This window comes from Nocardia mangyaensis (assembly GCF_001886715.1).
GTDB classification, from domain to species: Bacteria; Actinomycetota; Actinomycetes; order Mycobacteriales; family Mycobacteriaceae; genus Nocardia; species Nocardia mangyaensis.
This window is the reverse complement of record NZ_CP018082.1, coordinates 2,901,211-2,914,985: the sequence shown is the minus strand read 5'-3', so window position 1 is coordinate 2,914,985 and position 13,775 is coordinate 2,901,211. Positions and strand designations below refer to the sequence as shown.

At 64.5% G+C, this 13,775-nt stretch carries 11 protein-coding genes and 4 pseudogenes; 7 read left to right on the top strand and 8 right to left on the bottom strand.

Annotated elements, in window-relative coordinates; translation table 11 throughout:
• The first annotated feature begins 41 nt into the window (after positions 1-41).
• Complete coding sequence (locus tag BOX37_RS33955; RefSeq protein ID WP_156910384.1) at positions 42-554, top strand: hypothetical protein; 513 nt, start codon at positions 42-44, stop codon at positions 552-554.
• A gap of 38 nt (positions 555-592) precedes the next feature.
• Here BOX37_RS33955 and BOX37_RS13305 read toward each other — a convergent pair.
• From BOX37_RS13305 to tal, 8 genes and pseudogenes are all read right to left on the bottom strand, one after another.
• Positions 593-1,002, bottom strand: a pseudogene (locus BOX37_RS13305) (transposase); the annotation flags it as partial.
• A 151-nt stretch (positions 1,003-1,153) separates the two neighbouring features.
• Complete coding sequence (locus BOX37_RS34640) at positions 1,154-1,393, bottom strand: hypothetical protein (protein WP_071927918.1); 240 nt, start codon at positions 1,391-1,393, stop codon at positions 1,154-1,156.
• A complete protein-coding gene (locus tag BOX37_RS35780) occupies positions 1,390-1,755 on the bottom strand; it encodes a MaoC/PaaZ C-terminal domain-containing protein (protein ID WP_084759601.1) in 366 nt (121 codons plus the stop codon). Before BOX37_RS35780 ends, BOX37_RS34640 begins: the two co-directional genes overlap by 4 nt.
• A pseudogene (locus BOX37_RS13285) lies at positions 1,752-2,502 on the bottom strand (SDR family oxidoreductase). The gene BOX37_RS35780 and the pseudogene BOX37_RS13285 overlap by 4 nt, the downstream one beginning before the upstream one ends.
• 45 nt (positions 2,503-2,547) lie before the next feature.
• Positions 2,548-3,552, bottom strand: coding sequence for a glucose-6-phosphate dehydrogenase (coenzyme-F420) (gene fgd / locus BOX37_RS13280; RefSeq protein ID WP_071927917.1), 1,005 nt, complete (start codon positions 3,550-3,552; stop codon positions 2,548-2,550).
• A 58-nt stretch (positions 3,553-3,610) separates the two neighbouring features.
• Positions 3,611-5,056: an NADP-dependent phosphogluconate dehydrogenase gene (gene gndA / locus BOX37_RS13275; RefSeq protein ID WP_071927916.1), complete on the bottom strand. Its 1,446-nt coding sequence runs from the start codon at positions 5,054-5,056 to the stop codon at positions 3,611-3,613.
• Positions 5,057-5,059: 3 nt separating this feature from the next.
• Positions 5,060-6,745, bottom strand: coding sequence for a glucose-6-phosphate isomerase (gene pgi / locus BOX37_RS13270; RefSeq protein WP_071927915.1), 1,686 nt, complete (start codon positions 6,743-6,745; stop codon positions 5,060-5,062).
• The gene (gene tal / locus BOX37_RS13265) at positions 6,742-7,851 is read right to left on the bottom strand and encodes a transaldolase (protein WP_071927914.1); all 1,110 of its coding nucleotides are present in this window, start codon (positions 7,849-7,851) and stop codon (positions 6,742-6,744) included. Before tal ends, pgi begins: the two co-directional genes overlap by 4 nt.
• A 167-nt stretch (positions 7,852-8,018) precedes the next feature.
• Here tal and BOX37_RS13260 point away from each other — a divergent pair, with 167 nt between their 5' ends.
• From BOX37_RS13260 to BOX37_RS13235, 6 genes and pseudogenes are all read left to right on the top strand, one after another.
• Positions 8,019-8,801 carry a DeoR/GlpR family DNA-binding transcription regulator gene (locus tag BOX37_RS13260; protein ID WP_071927913.1) on the top strand — a complete coding sequence of 261 codons (783 nt, stop codon included), beginning with the start codon at positions 8,019-8,021 and terminating at the stop codon, positions 8,799-8,801.
• Between the two features lie 126 nt (positions 8,802-8,927).
• A pseudogene (locus BOX37_RS13255) lies at positions 8,928-9,746 on the top strand (IS630 family transposase); the annotation flags it as partial.
• 225 nt (positions 9,747-9,971) lie between these two features.
• A pseudogene (locus BOX37_RS13250) lies at positions 9,972-11,059 on the top strand (IS110 family RNA-guided transposase).
• Positions 11,013-11,378 (top strand): transposase, encoded by a 366-nt coding sequence (locus BOX37_RS13245; protein WP_338039868.1) that lies wholly within the window; start codon positions 11,013-11,015, stop codon positions 11,376-11,378. Before BOX37_RS13250 ends, BOX37_RS13245 begins: the two are co-directional and overlap by 47 nt.
• Before the next feature lie 877 nt (positions 11,379-12,255).
• Entirely contained in the window at positions 12,256-12,459 is a 204-nt protein-coding gene (locus BOX37_RS13240; RefSeq protein WP_071927912.1) for a hypothetical protein, read from the top strand.
• 539 nt (positions 12,460-12,998) lie between these two features.
• On the top strand, positions 12,999-13,706 hold the full coding sequence (locus BOX37_RS13235) for a DUF8020 domain-containing protein (RefSeq protein WP_071927911.1): 708 nt from the start codon (positions 12,999-13,001) through the stop codon (positions 13,704-13,706).
• Positions 13,707-13,775: the final 69 nt, after the last annotated feature.

Sequence of the window (13,775 nt, the reverse complement as noted above, 5' to 3'; positions counted from 1 at the left end):
CGCCCTGGCGGGTACGGTCGCCATCGGGCCATCTCGGGGGCGTGCCGGTTCTGGCGGTTCGCTGCTCGGACCTGGCTCAGCTGCCGGTGCTGGCGTGCGGCCTGGTTGGTTCGCATGCTGTGGGACCGGCCTGCGGCGCAGGATGCTTCGGCGGCGCGGTGCTGACCCCGGGCAGCGTTTGCGGGCATGCCCTGGCCCGGGTGCGGGTGTCCCACTGCCGTTCTCCGGCGTCGGCATCGTGGCCGAGGCAGCCGACCTGCCGTGCGGCGTCCGGCGCCGAGGCGCAGGTACATGCCGGGCAAGCTTCCGCTACCGACCGCATCGCCGAGGCCGAAATGGCCGCCGCCGCAGCTGAACAGGCCCGCCGCGAGGCGCAGGAGGCTTCGTGGATCTCGGCATGGATGGCCTGGTTCACGGTGGCGGCTGAGCACTCCGTCGAGTTCGGTCACGCTCTTGCGGTAGTAGTCGCGGCCTTCCTGCCGGTGCTGCTCGCGGTTCTGCAGGCTCCGTGCTCCCCTATAGTCTGCCGCACCACCGGCGCTGGACCGCAGTGAAAGAAGATCCTGGTCGCTGGGTGTTGGGCTCCGGATCTCAGAGGTGCCGACGCGTGGTCGGTGACCGTGTGCACGCTGACGGCGACCTGGCAATTGCCGACCTTGCCCAGAGTGCCCGAGTACTGGCCGGCCACACACGGCGACCCGGATCCGCTTTGGCGAACCCGGTATCGTCGATCGCCCACGCCTGCGGGACGATCACCTCACACGCCTTGTGGGACAACACCTTGCGGACCGGCACCATGTCCCACGGCGAGGAGGTCACGAACTGCTGCAACCGCTGATGATCGGTCTGCAGCCGCTGCGCCATGGGCTGCACCGGTTTGCGTTTGCCATCCCGCATCACACCGCGCACATACAACCCAGCCGTGGCCACCCGATCCTTACGCGCCAGCGATGAGAACACTTCACCCACTGAGGAGTCGAGCTGTTCACCGACCAAAGCCAGACCAGCAGCATTCCTTGACGGGAAGGTCTTCGACGCCGACCGCGGCAACGGGAAGACCGCCAGCCTGAAAGACCGGCGCGCTTGCCGAGGTCGGTGACCAGATTTGGATCGTTCACGACCCCCAGCAGACTGATCACGGTGGCACCGGGGTTCATGTCGTCGAGCTGGTAGGCCGCCGGAGCGTTGAACCGAGCACGACATAAGCGGCGCGCGCGTTGCCGATCGTGGCGCGCGCCTCGACGTAGGCGCCGTCAGAGAACGACGCGAGGGTGCCCGTGCCGGTCTCGACCACGACGTCGTAGCCGAGCCGGACGAGCCGGGTGGCCGTCGCCGGAGTGGCGGCCACCCGCGTTTCGCGGGGACGCGCTTCGCGCAGGACCCCGACGATCATGATCCCGAATCCTCGACCAGTCCGGCGAGCCGCGCCCGGTGCGCACTGGCGGTGCCGAAGGCGAGCTGGTCGGCTTTGGCGCGCTCGAGGTACAGGTGGGCCGGATGCTCCCAGGTCATGCCCATGCCGCCGTGTAGCGGCTCCGCCTCTTCGCCTGCGTAGACCGCGAGGGCTCTGCAAAACGCCTGGGCCAACCACGGACCGTGTGTCGCCTTCGCCGGATCGATATGGATCCATTGGTGATCGCCGGTCGCGTCCGCGAAAGTGTCGATCTGGGCCTGGGCCACGGTGTGCCATTCGGAGTAGCCGAGGCGGGTGCCGACAGCGTCGGCGAGTTCGTCGATGCCGTGGAAAGTCCTCATGCCTTCGGCCCGCCCGCGACGTAGAGCACCTGTCCGGAGACGAACCGGCGCCCTCGCTGACGAAGAACGACACCGCTTGCGCGATATCGTCGGGCACACTGGTGCGCGCCACGGGGATCTCCGCCGCGGCCCCGGCCTTGAAGTCCTCGAACGCGACACCGACGCGCGCCGCCGTCGCCGCGGTCATCCCGGTTTCGGTGAAGCCGGGTGCGATCGCATTGGCCGTGATGCGAACTTGCCGAGTTCGAGTGCGAGGGTCTTGGTGAAGCCCTGCAGCCACGCCTTGGCGGCGGCGTAGTCGGCCTGTCCGCGGTTGCCGAGCGCGGAGGTGCTCGACAGGTTGGCGATGCGACCGAAACCGGCTGCGGTCATGTGCTTCTGGACCGCCAGGGGCATCAGGAACGACCCGCGCAGGTGGACGTTGGTGACGGTGTCCCAGTCGTCGGCGGTCACCCGGAAGAGCAGGTTGTCGCGCAGGACGTCGGCGTTGTTGACCAGCACGGTGGGCGCGCCGAGCTCGGCGGCGACCCGCTCGACAGCGGCGTCGACGGCGACCTCGTCGTCGACGTCGGCGCCGATCGCTATCGCACGTCCACCGGCGGCCGCGATCTGGGCGACCACCGGTTTGCCCGCGGCCTCGTCGAGATCGATGACGGCGACGGCGAATCCGTCCGCGGCCAGACGGCGGGCCACGGCAGCACCGATTCCCCGGGCAGCACCGGTGACGATCGCGGGGTTGGTACTCATTCGAGTCACTCCGCTGAGTTCGATGTGTGTTCGACTATTCGCCGGTTACAACGCGCGCAGCCTGGGTGCGAGATCACGGGCGAACAGGTTCAGAAAACGTTGTTGGTCATGACCGGGAGCGTGGAAGACCAGGTGGTTGAGTCCTGCGTCTATGTAGGGCTTGATCTGTTCCACTGCCTCGTCCGGGTCGGCGGCGACGATCCAGCGTTTGGCAATCTGCTCGATCGGCAGCCCGTCCGCGGCGGCCTCCATCACGATCGGGTCAGTGATGGAATGCTTCTGTTCTGCGGTCAGCGACAACGGTGCCCAGAACCGCGTATTTTCCAGCGCGAGTTCGCGATCGGTGTCATAGGAGATCTTGATCTCGATCATCCGGTCGATATCGTCGAGCGCGCGGTCCGCCTTGTTCGCTCCCTCGCTGAGGGCCGGCATCAGCTTCTCGGTATAGAGGTCCATCCCCTTGCCCGAGGTACAGATGAAGCCGTCACCCACTCTGCCTGCGTACCGAGCCATCACAGGACCGCCTGCCGCGATATACACCGGAATGCCTTGCTCGGGCACGTCGTAGATCGAGGCGCCGACTGTCTGGTAGTACTCGCCGTCGAAGTCTGTGCGCTGGCCCGTCCACAGTGCTCGCATGAGTTCGATGGATTCACGGAGCCGCGCGAAACGCTCTTTGAACTGCGGCCATTCGCCCCTGTAGCCGGTGGCGATCTCGTTCAGTGCCTCACCGGTGCCGACTCCCAGCATGATGCGGTTCGGGTATAGGCACCCCATGGTCGCGAACGCTTGCGCGATCACTGCCGGGTTGTATCGGAAAGTTGGCGTCAGCACCGAGGTGCCGAGTTGAATCCGCCGGGTGCGCTCTCCTGCTGCGACGAGGAACGCTAGCGAAAAGGGCGCGTGGCCGCCGTTATGCCGCCAGGGCTGGAAGTGATCGGAGACCGTCGCGCTGTCGAGGCCGTGTTGCTCTGCGGCGACCGCCAGCTCCACCAGGTCCCGCGGGCCGAACTGTTCCGCCGATGCCTTGAATCCGAGTTTGATATCCACTGCCTCTGTCTCTGTCTCTCAATTCTTTTCAACGAACGCGACGATGTCGACTACCACATCATTCGGTGCGTAGTTCGCTGCGGTCTCCGCTCCACAGCGTGTGGAATTTGCCCGGTCTGTCGGTGCGTTCATACGTGTGGGCGCCGAAAAAATCACGCTGAGCCTGGGTGAGGGCGGCGGGAAGACGTTCGGCGCGGAGAGCGTCGTAGTAAGATAGCGAGGAAGCGAAGGCCGGCACCGGGATCCCCAGCCGGACAGCGGTGGAGACGACACGGCGCCAGCTGTCCACAGCTTCGGCGATGGCCTCGCGGAAATAGGGGGCCAGGATCAAGCTCGGCAGGTCCGGGTTGCCCTCGTAGGCCTCTTTGATGCGGTCGAGGAAGCTGGCCCGGATGATGCAACCCCCACGCCAAATGGTGGCCAAATCACCCGGATACAAACCCCAGCCGTATTCGGTGCTGCCGGCCGCGATCTGGTCGAAGCCCTGGGCATAGGCGACAATCTTGGAGGCGTACAGGGCCTTGCGGACATCTTCGGTGAATTGCGCTGCATCGGTGGGGTTCTCCGCCAGCATCCCGGAGGCCAGGCCATCGGCGGCCCTGCGTTGCGCGCGCGATCCCGACAACGCGCGGGCGAAGACGGCCTCCGCGATCCCGGTGACGGGTACGCCGAGGTCCAGCGCGGACTTGACCGTCCACCTGCCGGTGCCTTTCTGCTCGGCGGCGTCTACGATGACATCGACCAGCGGCTTGCCGGTGGTTGTGTCGATCTGCTGAAGCACTTCCGCGGTGATCTCCACCAGGTAGCTCTCCAGTTCACCGGAGTTCCAGTCGGTGAACACCTCGGCAATCCGCCCGGCGTCGAAGCCGAGAGCGTCGCGCAGCAGGTGGTAGGCCTCGCCGATAAGCTGCATGTCGGCGTATTCGATGCCGTTGTGCACCATCTTCACGAAATGACCGGAGCCGTCCGGGCCGATATGGGTGCAGCAAGCAACGCCGTCGACCTTCGCGGAAATCGATTCCAGCAACGGCCCCAGCGACTCATAGGACTCTTTCGGCCCGCCCGGCATGATGGAAGGCCCGTTGAGCGCGCCCTCCTCACCGCCGGAGATCCCCGCCCCCACGAAGTTCAGACCTCGAGCCGTCATCGCTGCCTCGCGGCGGATGGTGTCGGTGTAGAGGGCATTGCCGCCGTCGATGATGATGTCGCCGGGCTCCATGACCGCGGCCAGATCCTCGATCACCGCGTCGGTGGCCTCGCCCGCCTTGACCATGATCAGCACTCGCCGCGGCTTCTCCAAAGCGCCGACGAATTCCTCGATGGTCTCGGTGCGAACGAACGCGCCCTCGTTTCCGTGAGCGCCGAGCAGCGCGTCGGTCTTGGCGACGCTGCGGTTGTGCAAAGCCACGGTATAGCCGTGGCGAGCGAGGTTACGGGCGATGTTGCTGCCCATGACGGCAAGGCCGGTCACACCGATCTGAGCGGTCACACTGAAGGAAGTCATATTTCAGATCATTTCGTCGTTAGCAGTGGTTGAATGATCGGCCATGCCCGATCGACGGACACGCCGGTAGCGCCTCATGAGTGCGTTGGTGGAGCTGTCCAAGCTGGGTGCTCGATCGGATTCGAGATCGTCGTGGATGCTCGTGGCGAGTTTCTTCCCGAGTTCGACGCCCCACTGGTCGAACGAGTTCACTCCCCAGATCCAGCCCTGCACGAACACTTTGTGCTCGTACAACGCGATCAGTTGCCCCAGCGTGTACGGGGTGAGACGCGGAAGCAGGATCGTGTTGCTCGGCCGATCGCCCGCAAACGAACGGTGAGGCGGCCGCTCACCGGCATTACCGAGGTCGCCGAAAGCCAGAGCTCGGGTTTGCGCGAACAGGTTCGCCATCAGCAGGTCGTGGTGCGCCCGATGCGAGTGAGCGGGCTCGAGTACGCCGATGAAGTCGCTCGGGACAATGGTTGTTCCCTGATGCAGCAGCTGGAAGAAGGCGTGCTGCCCGTTCGTGCCCGGCGCACCCCAGAGGATCGGCGCGGTATCGACAGCGATCGCACGTCCGTACCGATCAACGGACTTGCCATTGCTCTCCATGTCGAGCTGCTGGAGATAGGCCGGCAGCAAGGCGAGCCGTTGATCATACGGCAGAACTGCCAAAGCTTGTGCACCACAGAAGTTTCGATGCCAGATACCCAGCAGGCCGAGCAACACGGGCAGGTTGTCCTCGAGTGGAGCCATGCGGAAGTGGCTGTCGATGCTGTGCGCTCCGGCCAGGAGCTCACGGAACTGCCCGGAGCCGATGACGATCATGAGCGACAGCCCGATCGCCGATGGCACCGAATACCGTCCACCGACCCAGTCCCAGAATTCGAACATGTTGGCCGGATCGATCCCGAACGCAGCCACCTCATCGGCGTTGGTCGATACCGCCACGAAATGCTTCCCCACCGCGTCGGCACCGAGTCGATCCACCAGCCACTGTCGGGCGGTGCGGGCGTTGATCAACGTCTCGACCGTGGTGAACGTTTTCGACGAGATGACGAACAGCGTCGTTGCAGGGTCCAGCCCACGAAGGACCCGGTCGATGTCGTGACCGTCGACGTTCGAGACGAACCGTGCCTCGACCCCGTCCTGCGCGAATTCGCGCAACGCGTGGTAGGTCATCGCCGGTCCGAGATCGGACCCACCGATACCGATGTTCACCACTGTCCGAACCGGACGGCCGGTTGCGCCACACCACCGCCCCGACCGAATCTCCTCGGCGAGGTGGCTCATCCGCCCCAGGACGTCGTGCACCGAGCGGACCACATCGACACCGTCCAGCAGAACGGTCTCACCTGCGGGAGAACGCAGAGCGGTATGCAGCACCGCTCGATCCTCGGTCGTGTTGATTCGCGCGCCGCCGAACATCGCCTCGATCCCCGTAGCCAGACCACGCTCGCGGGCCAGACGCATCAGCAAACTCACGGTGCGTTCGGTGATCAGGTTCTTCGAATAATCAAGTACGAGACCGTCATACTTTGCGGACAGGGCGGACCCGCGCCGAGGATCGCGATCGAACAGCTCCCCCATTGTCGTCGCCGCCAACTCCGCATGATGGGCGACCAATTCGCCCCACACGAACGTTTCGGATGGGCTCACAGACGACTCGCCTGTCGAACCGAGACCGGCGTCCTGAGACGACCTCCTCATGACCGACCCCCCGACAGGAGCCGCTCGACGGCCCCGATCAGCGCTTGCCACGATGTCTGAAACTTCGCGATACCCTCGTGTTCGAGCTGCTCGAGTACCTCTTCGAAATCGATCCCGACCTCGGCGAGCTGGCCGAAGACTACCCAGGCATCGTCGTAGTTGGTCGTGACACGATCGCCCGAAACGGTTCCGTGCGCGATCACCGCATCCAAAGTGGCCGCCGGCATGGTATTGACCGTTCCGGGCGCGACAAGCTCGGTCACGTAGCGGGTGTCGACGTAGGCGGGGTCCTTCACACCGGTCGACGCCCACAGCGGACGCATCGGTGCGGCCCCGGCCGCACGCAGCTCCAACCATCGACTGTCGCGCAGCATGTTCTCGTACAGCAGATACCCCAAACGCGCATTCGCGATCGCGACGCGTCCACGCAGTGCGGCAGCAGCCGACGTCGCGATCGCGTCAAGACGCCGATCCACCTCAGTGTCGACGCGCGAGATGAAAAACGATGCGACAGCCCCGATCTCCGACAGGGGGATCCCGGCGGCCTTCGCCTTTTCCAGCCCCGTCAGAAATGCGTCGATGACCTGGTGGTAGCGCCGCACGGAGAAGATCAACGTCGCGTTGACACTGATCCCTTCGGCGAGGCAGGTGGTGATCGCCGGCAAACCCTCCACGGTGGCGGGAATCTTGATCATCGCGTTGGGCCGGTCGACGATATGCCACAGCTGCCGAGCTTCCTCGATCGTGCGTTCGGTATCGCGGGCCCATCGCGGGTCGACTTCGATCGATACCCGGCCGTCGCGTCCCCCGGTTGCTTCGTACACGGGCGCCAGCACGTCGCAGGCCGCGCGAACATCTCCGGTGGTCAACGCGCGAACTGCAGCGAGCGCGGACATGCCACGCTCACGCAGAGCCTGCATCTCCTCCTCGTATTCCGCGTCTTCGCCGAGTGCGTCGTGGAAGATCGTCGGGTTCGTAGTCAGTCCGACTACCGTGCCCGACCGGACGAGCCGTGCCAGCCGGCCCGTCCGCAACAAGTGCCTGCTCAGGTCGTCCAGCCAGACCGAGACGCCCTCGTCGGCCAAACACTTCAGTGTGCGGTTCATCGGATTCCTCGCAGTCTGTTGCGCACGAACTCGCGCAATCTTTGCTCGAAAGCATGCAGACCCTGCGCGGGGAAGTCAATATCCTGTTTCAGTAGGAGCTCGAGTACGATGCACGAACTCGTACGTCGCAATCACTGATCCACCAACCAGGTTCCGGGAGGCAACCTTTGCTCGCGAGCACCCGACGGCGCGAAATCATGCACCGCCTGGTCACCGACGGCTATGTCGAGGCCAAGGCGCTCGCTGACATGCTGGGAGTCGACGCATCGACAATCCGTCGCGACCTGGACGCCCTCGAACGAGCCGGGCAGGCACAGCGCACCCATGGCGGCGCCCGCCCGACACCCGGGGCCACCGCGAAGCTGCCCTACAGCATGAAAGAAGGCGAACGCCTCGAGGACAAAGCCGCTATCGGTGAGGCGGCCGCGGCCCGCGTGTCCGACGGTGAGACAGTGATTCTCGACAGTGGTTCCACCACCTACGAGATCGCGCGCGCACTGCGACACCACACTGGATTAACCGTGATCACCAACGATTTGCGCATCGCCAAATACATTGCCGAAACGCCGGGTGTCCGGCTGCTGGTCACCGGAGGCGAACTGCTGGGATCGGTTTACACCCTCGTCGGTGAGCACGCGATCGCGTTCCTGTCCGACTACACCGTCGACTGGGCCTTCCTGGGTGCCGACGCAGTCGACATCGAGGCCGGGATTACCAATATGAACACCCTCGAGGTGCCTCTCAAGCGGGCGATGATCACAGCTGCCGGACAATCCTTCGTCGTGGCCGACAGTTCGAAATTCGGCAGGCGTGCGCTCGCCAAGGTCGCCGGCCTCGACGAGATCACCGGCATCATCACCGATTCCGACCTCGATGCCGACATCTCCCGCCAGTTCGGCCACGTGATCATCCCCGCCGAAGCCTCCAACCACTCACCGCCCCGCACCTAAACAGTCACAGGAGCCAGAATGTGCGGTTCACGACTCGTGACCGACCGCGGCGTCTGGCACTGCGTTATCGCGTGCCATCCTAGTGTTCCGCGCCTGAAATCCATTGTCCAATTGTAGGATTCGGCGGTGGCTAGGACGGGGCGGCCGAGATCGGGTCCGGATTTGGTAGTGACCGACGCTCAGCGTCGGGAGTTGGTGCGTGGTGCGCGAGCGGCGACGTCGACGCAGGCGTATGCGTTGCGGTGCCGGATCGTGCTGGCCTGCGCCGAGCCGGGCGCGTTCAACACCCACGTTGCCGCTGAGGTGGGTGTGTCGGCGATGACGGTGCGTAAGTGGCGGAACCGGTTCATCGAGTACGGATTGGCTGGTCTGGCCGATGAACCGCGGCCGGGCCGGCCGCCGTCCATCCTGCTCGATCAGGTGCAGCAGGTGGTCGAGATGACCCTCGAGCAGGTCCCGGCCGATGCCACGCACTGGTCGCGGTCGGCGATGGCCGGGCGGTCCGGGCTGTCGAAATCGACGGTCGGGCGGATCTGGCGGCGGTTCGACTTGAAACCCCACCTGGCCGATGGTTTCAAGATCTCCACCGACCCGTTGTTCGTGGAGAAGGTCGTCGATGTCGTTGGCTTGTACCACAATCCGCCCGAACAAGCCGTGGTTCTCTGTGTCGACGAGAAGTCTCAGATGCAGGCTCTGGACCGGTCCCAGCCGGTCTTGCCGATGATGCCCGGCATGCCCGAGCGCCGCACCCACGACTACGCCCGTCACGGCACCACCAGCCTGTTCGCCGCATTCAACATCGCCGATGGCACCGTCATCGGCGAACTCCACCGCCGCCACCGCGCCACCGAGTTCAAGAAATTCCTGGTCACCATCGACAAGGCCGTTCCTCACGAGCTGGACGTGCACCTGGTCTGCGACAACTGTGAAGATGATCAAGTGCCGTCCTGGGCTGGGGTCTGACCCGTGCGACAACCGGCCGTGGTGTCTTTTCGTAGATCTGTCGGCCCAGCCCTGGGCGGTGCTTGCTGCCGCCGGACCGGTGGGGCGTGTCCCGATAGGGGCCTTGCCGTGAACAGGGCACCATCACAGTTCTGACCGCCTCCACCGGCCCGGCGACGGCCATCCGTTCCCCGAGTTCCGGTCAGGAGACAGACGACTGTGCCCAGCATGCCCCACCCGGTCCTGCCCAGCCAAGACGACAACACCGCGGGCGAGGTCGTTCTCGGCGTGGACACGCACAAGGATCTACATGTCGCGGCGGTGGTCACGCCCTTGGGAGCCTTGCTGGGCAGCCATGCGTTCCCTACGACCAGGGCCGGCTACGAGCAGCTGCTGATGTGGGCGCGCACCTTCGGTCCGCTGCGGCGGGCCGGGGTGGAATGCACCGGATCCTACGGCGCGGCACTGGCTCGGCACCTGCGTGCGGAAGACGTGCAGGTGATCGAGGTCAATCAGCCAGACAAGGCCACTCGCCGCCGCCGCGGCAAAACCGACGCCATCGACGCCGAAACAGCCGCCCGGGCAGTACCCTCGGGCCGGGCGACCGGCAGCATGAAGACAGGTGACGGGCCGGTGGAAATGCTGCGAATGTTCAAGCTGGCCAAAGCATCCGCTATCAAGGCCCGGACACAGACGATCAACCAGCTCAAGGCCGTACTGATCAGCGCCGACCCGGCGCTACGCGAGGCCTGAGCAATCCCGTACTCTTCCGTCGCTGCGCAGAACTCCCGCCGACCGCACCGAACGACGTCACCAGCGCCGCGATCCACACGCTTCGGCTGCTGGCCCGCCGGATCCGTGAACTGACCGGTGAGATCCGTGATCTGGAGCACCGGATCACTGATGCCGTCGCACTACACACCCCGGTGCTACTGGACCGTCCTGGAATCGGCCCCGACAGCGCGGCAGCCTTGCTCGTCACGGCCGGGGACAATCCGGACCGCCTGCACAGCGAGGCGTCCTTCGCATCCCTCTGCGGCGTCAGCCCCGTGCAGGCGTCCTCGGGCAAGACCCACAGACGGCGACTCAACCGCGGCGGCGACCGCCAGGCCAACGCAGCGCTCTACCGCATCACGCTCTCCGGCCTGCGCTGGGACCAGCGCAGCCGCGACTACCTCGACCGACGCACCACCGAAGGCAAGACTCGCCGCGAGGCCATCCGCTGCCTCAAACGCTATATCGCACGGGAGATCTACTACCTGATCACCAATCCGACACCCGCACCGAGCACGCAATCACAACCCACCGCCGCTTGACATCCATAGGGGCATCTACGCCACCCACAAGACCCCGATGGTCCAGCAATGGCTCGCCGCCCACCCACGGTTCCACGTGCACTTCACCCCGACCGGCTCCTCCTGGCTCAACCAGGTCGAACGCTGGTTCGGGCTCCTCACCCAGCAACTACTACGCCGCAGCGTCCACAAAAGCGTCGCTGCACTCGAGAAAGACGTCCGAGACTGGGTCGACCAGCAGAACACCAACCCACGCCCATTCGTCTGGCGCAAGACCGCCGACGAGATACTCGACTCCCTCGCACGATATCTGCAACGGATTTCAGGCACGGAACACTAGAGTTCCTCACAAGCCATCTCGACCGATGAACGACCCGCTCCGCGCGATTGGTCGAGCAACTGGACCGACCGTACGCGGTGTTGGTCGCTCAGGGAGGTCCTTGTAGGTCCCGAGGATTCTCTGGCCGACGTGACGCCGGATGCCGGTGACCGTCGGACCGGTCTCCTCTCGGACGCCCCTCATCAGTGCCGCAGCAACTGATTCGCTATATGTATGCGTTCCGGCGGGCGGTCCGCAGAGGATCAACCGCGTGTTCGTGTACATGATGGCGCTGTGGGACCACACCCCCTGCTCGCCCACGTCAGGGCCGAAGGACGGCGGAAGCATACAAACCTCTACCAACAGGGCGATAACCGCGACGATGTTGTCCAGCGCGGTATCCACTCCGCCCGTCGGACGGCTCGGCGACCTGCGACAAAGCCGGCTCGTCCTAGTGGGCCTGGGGCTGTGATGGGCTCGCTGACCTTCGCCTAACCTCTGGTCTCTCACCCACCTGCTGTTCGCCGAGTCCTGCACAACTCCGATCCCACGCACGGGAACCAAGACAGCGCCGGTCCGTCGTGACCTTCGCCCGCGTCACTTCGGCTCATACGATATCTATCTAGCGCAAGCTATTGACGTTCCATGGTGGTGCCAGTAGCTTCGTTCCTATGGCCGACATCACATGTGGATCGAGATGAGCAAGCGCCTCTCGCCGAAGCAGTAGGCCCTCGGGCAGCGCGCACGGCGACGGCAGCGCTTGAACCGGGCAGTCCACGCACTGACTCACACTTCGGTCCGAATAGGGTGGGCGGTCGCGATCGGAGAATGTCCGAATCAATTGCTGGTGGACAGGCATTGCCTTGAAACGGAGAAGGCAGCATGAAGGAGAAGAATCGTGCAGACCGGCGTCTTTTCGATGCACCCCGACGCGGGCGGTGTTCCCCCGCTGAATCTCGCTCGCTTGGTCGAAGACAGTGGCACCGAGCCATTGTTCCTTCTGACCCACTCACATTTGCCTGTCAACAAGAAGGTCGGGTACGGCAGGGAGGGGAACGAGGAGGAACGTGGGCACCGATTCACCAAGCCGCCCGCCGCGTGAGCGCTACCGTAACCACGATTGGGTGACCACGATCGCCGTGAACGGTGGCCCGGCGACTTCGCCCCTTTGATTTGGTGCCGGGATCTGCCTGATTGCCACCCGTAGGACCCAATGTATGCGGCCAAGGAGGTTCTTTACCGGATGATGTTTCCTTTTCGGTATCGATGCGGGCGCGCGGTGGAACAGTCGGAAATTGCGGGACTGCGGGGTGAATATCCGAACCCCGTACCGCGCTCATGGTCGAACGTATTGATGCGATGAAACAGCCCGGGTCTGCCGAACGCGCCGCTTACCACGGCGAACACTTTCGCTTTCGAACCTGTCTACAGTTGGCCCCAGCCTGTCGCACGGCCCGCATTTGCGCATCCTGACCAGGCCGTTTGCTCTGTGCAAAAAAACAGAGGCATACCCACATACAGGCGGTCACCAGGTGACGACGGCCAGTTGCGCGCATCTCCATAACCCCATTGAAGCGCGGTCCGCGCTCAGCACTTCCTCGACAACGCAGTTCGAGGAACTCCGAAAGAGAGAAGCACCCGATGAGAATGATTACCGCTGGCTGTACGTTGCTGGCTACCGTGGTGGTTACGACCGCCCAGGCCGGACTCGCGACGCCACAACCCGCCGACCAGGGCGTGAATTACACCGCTAGTGTTACCGAAAAATCCACCATCATCGCCACCGACGCCGGTGATCTCGCCGTCGAGGATGGGGTTTTCAAGATCATGGCGGCCGATGGAACCGTACTCGCCGGCACGGAATTGCGATTTCGTGTTGATGATTTCGAATTCCCGATCGCCGCAGAGATCAAAGATCGCACCGCGACGCTGACCCCGCAGTTCGATATGGCACGCGCCATCTATAGGCCGGTCGCACTGCCGTTCGAGGATCAGGCGCCATGGACAACCCAATACGACCGTGAGCAGGCAGCTTTCGCCCGCATGCTGGGCACCATCAACATTGGTGCCACCATCGGCGGCATCGTGGGCGGCATCGGCGGCGGCGCGGTCGGGTGTGTCCTCGGTGGCATCGCCGGTGCGACGGTCGCTTCGGCCACCATAATCGGCCTGTTCGGACCGTTCATCCCCGCAGCCGCTATCGGCTGCATCGGCGGCATCATGGCCATCGGAGCGCTCGGCGCACTCGCCGGCCAGCTGTTGATCGCCGCCCCGATCGCGATCATGGCCGTGGCACAGTATTTCACCACGATCAATCAGCCGATGCCCACCCCGGCCACGACGCAGTAAAAACTGCGTAGCACCCACGTCCATCATCGCGCCGCCCGGCGCTCAGAGTGCCGGGCGGTACCGGCGATC

Coding starts and splice junctions, on each gene's coding strand:
- BOX37_RS34640 (WP_071927918.1), bottom strand. CDS start 1,393: ATGATCGTCGGGGTCCTGCGCGAAGCGCGTCCCCGCGAAACGCGGGTG.
- BOX37_RS35780 (WP_084759601.1), bottom strand. CDS start 1,755: ATGAGGACTTTCCACGGCATCGACGAACTCGCCGACGCTGTCGGCACC.
- gndA (WP_071927916.1), bottom strand. CDS start 5,056: ATGACTTCCTTCAGTGTGACCGCTCAGATCGGTGTGACCGGCCTTGCC.
- pgi (WP_071927915.1), bottom strand. CDS start 6,745: ATGAGGAGGTCGTCTCAGGACGCCGGTCTCGGTTCGACAGGCGAGTCG.
- tal (WP_071927914.1), bottom strand. CDS start 7,851: ATGAACCGCACACTGAAGTGTTTGGCCGACGAGGGCGTCTCGGTCTGG.
- BOX37_RS13235 (WP_071927911.1), top strand. CDS start 12,999: ATGAGAATGATTACCGCTGGCTGTACGTTGCTGGCTACCGTGGTGGTT.